The 2,137-nt window shown below is 36.4% G+C and carries 3 protein-coding genes; all 3 read left to right on the top strand.

What is annotated here, in order from left to right; translation table 11 throughout:
• The coding region (locus K6C05_RS08110; RefSeq protein ID WP_296733474.1) for a hypothetical protein at window positions 1–339 on the top strand (339 nt) is incomplete at its 5' end.
• A 14-nt stretch (window positions 340–353) separates the two neighbouring features.
• Window positions 354–1,346, top strand: a complete 993-nt coding sequence (locus K6C05_RS08105; RefSeq protein ID WP_296733472.1) for a hypothetical protein — start codon at window positions 354–356, stop codon at window positions 1,344–1,346.
• Window positions 1,347–1,479: 133 nt separating this feature from the next.
• Window positions 1,480–2,137, top strand: a 658-nt coding sequence (locus K6C05_RS08100; protein ID WP_296733471.1) for a hypothetical protein, incomplete at its 3' end; no start/stop codon positions are given.

Raw genomic sequence — 2,137 nt, 5'->3', positions numbered from 1 at the left:
GTACCAGCAGCAGGGGAAGCGTTTTGTGATGATGAGCGAGTATCGGAAATCACCAAAGAGTTGTTGGAATCACAGGCAGAATGGCTTATTTTGCTTGGAGATAAGCCTATAAAACAGTATTTGAAAAAAGTAGTAAAGATGCCAAATGATATTTGGAATAATCTTAAGGAGTGTGTAGAAATAAATGGATATGGTACCATCATCGAAATGGAGATAGCTGGAAAAATGCTTAAAGTAGTGCCTATGGTCCATCCACATCACATTTTAAAAGTTGAGCCGTATGTTCCAGAATGGCATGATACTCATATGAAATGGGTAGCTGAGCGCAAAAATAAGTAAAGGAGAAAAGTCTTATGGATGAAGCACTAAGGAAAGAATATGAAGAATGGGTTGAAAAAGTTCAAAGAGAGCTGGTGGACCATAAAGAATGGGTTGAACAATATGGAAATTATGCTAAGAATATGATGGAGCATAAAGACCTTTTTATTAAAGCTCGTAAGACATTTCATGTGTATAAACCATTGCATGCTTATTTGACCATCGGAAATGTTAAGGACAAGCATGTTAATTTTGATCTTAGGTATTTGGGACAGAGTGTTGGAACAATTAAAGTTGGGGCAAGGAAGAGAAAACCTAGATTGTCGGTTAATGAAACACAAGCAAATAATAGCGAACGTTTTAATTATAGATTGGGGATAATAGAGAATAAAAGTTGGTCAACCAGCGAATTAGCAAAAGCTTTTAGAGCTTTTTATAAAAATGAAGCTGTGGGCTCGCCAAGACAAGAAGAGCATATGGTGGAGAGTGCATTATTTTCAGAGTTAGAGAAGACAAAATCAGTTAATAAAACATTATGTGGAATACAACCAGTATCATATGCTAATTCCAGAATTCATATGAAAACATCCTTAAAAGCAAGTGATGCCAAGAAAAATGTAATTGAACAGTCTAAAACTGGCGGTGAGACTGATATTTTATGTAGACGAAATATTAAACCAGGTGAAAGCAGATTTGTGGTTATAGAGGTAAAGGATGAAAATAAAAAGAATGAATCATTTGATGATACTATGAAACAGGCAATTTCCTATGCTGTGTTTATTAGTGAACTAATTCATTCCAATGCAGGAAAAGATTGGATGAAAATATGGGGAATGGAGAACCAGATTAAAGAAAACTACATAATAGATTGTGTCGTAGCTATGCCTAAAGGGGCTACTGAGCCAAGCTATGCTGGAGAGAAGATAGAAATTCCAGGTACAGGTGATAAGCTCGAATTGCACTATATGAAAATTAAGGACTATGATTCTGAAAATGTTGAGTTTGAGAGTTCGTTTGATAATAAGTAAATAAGGATTGATGTCAAAACTCCCAGGTGATTAAAATAATCATCTGGGAGTTTTAATGTACAAAAATTTGTACCTTACATCTGATATGATTCAAGCAATCAGAAAGTTAGAGCTGTACGAGGGAGGCGGTACTATGGAGCAATTTTATTATTTTTTTGATGGTAAAAAATGGGATTGGATGGAGTCAAATGAAGACTGGGCCAAGAAAGACATTGAAGAATATAACTTTGAACTGGTGACAAGTGCTATGACTGATGAGGATAAAGCACTTGCTGCGTCAAAACAGTCAGAAAATAATCTGTTGGCTTTTTTTGATTTCGAGTATTCAGATGTAGTTCACTATTTAGAATGGGGCAGCTCGTTGACAGATCCGAGGGGAAAAACAAATGTGGTTGCCAGGTGGCGTCTGCAGCTTTGTAGGGAGCAAAAGCTGGCAATTATTATGGCAGATACTTTTAAAGTGGAAATCACAGTTCATCCTGGAGAAGCGGAAGATAACAGTAACCAGTATAAATACATACTGGCTGAGGGTATGCATTTTTCCTTTCCGGTACAAAGATATAAGCTCTTTGATAAAATTTACAACCAATATACTCTTCGTCTGGATTATGGAAAATGGACTTATACCGCTGTCCCAAATAAGAAAAGTAGGGTACGGTCAAATAATAATTATTACAATGTAAAACATGATTGGACTGATAAGGGCTTTAACTTTTCTCTGGAAATTCCCCCAGCTGTTGTGATGCGGGCAATGACCTTCCTTAAAGATTTGGCCACGGAGGAATTTGGTT

The organism is Anaerovibrio sp. (genome assembly GCF_024697385.1).
Lineage (GTDB): Bacteria > Bacillota > Negativicutes > Selenomonadales > Selenomonadaceae > Anaerovibrio.
The sequence above is the reverse complement of the archived record's forward strand: the minus strand, read 5'-3'. Positions and strand labels throughout refer to the sequence as shown.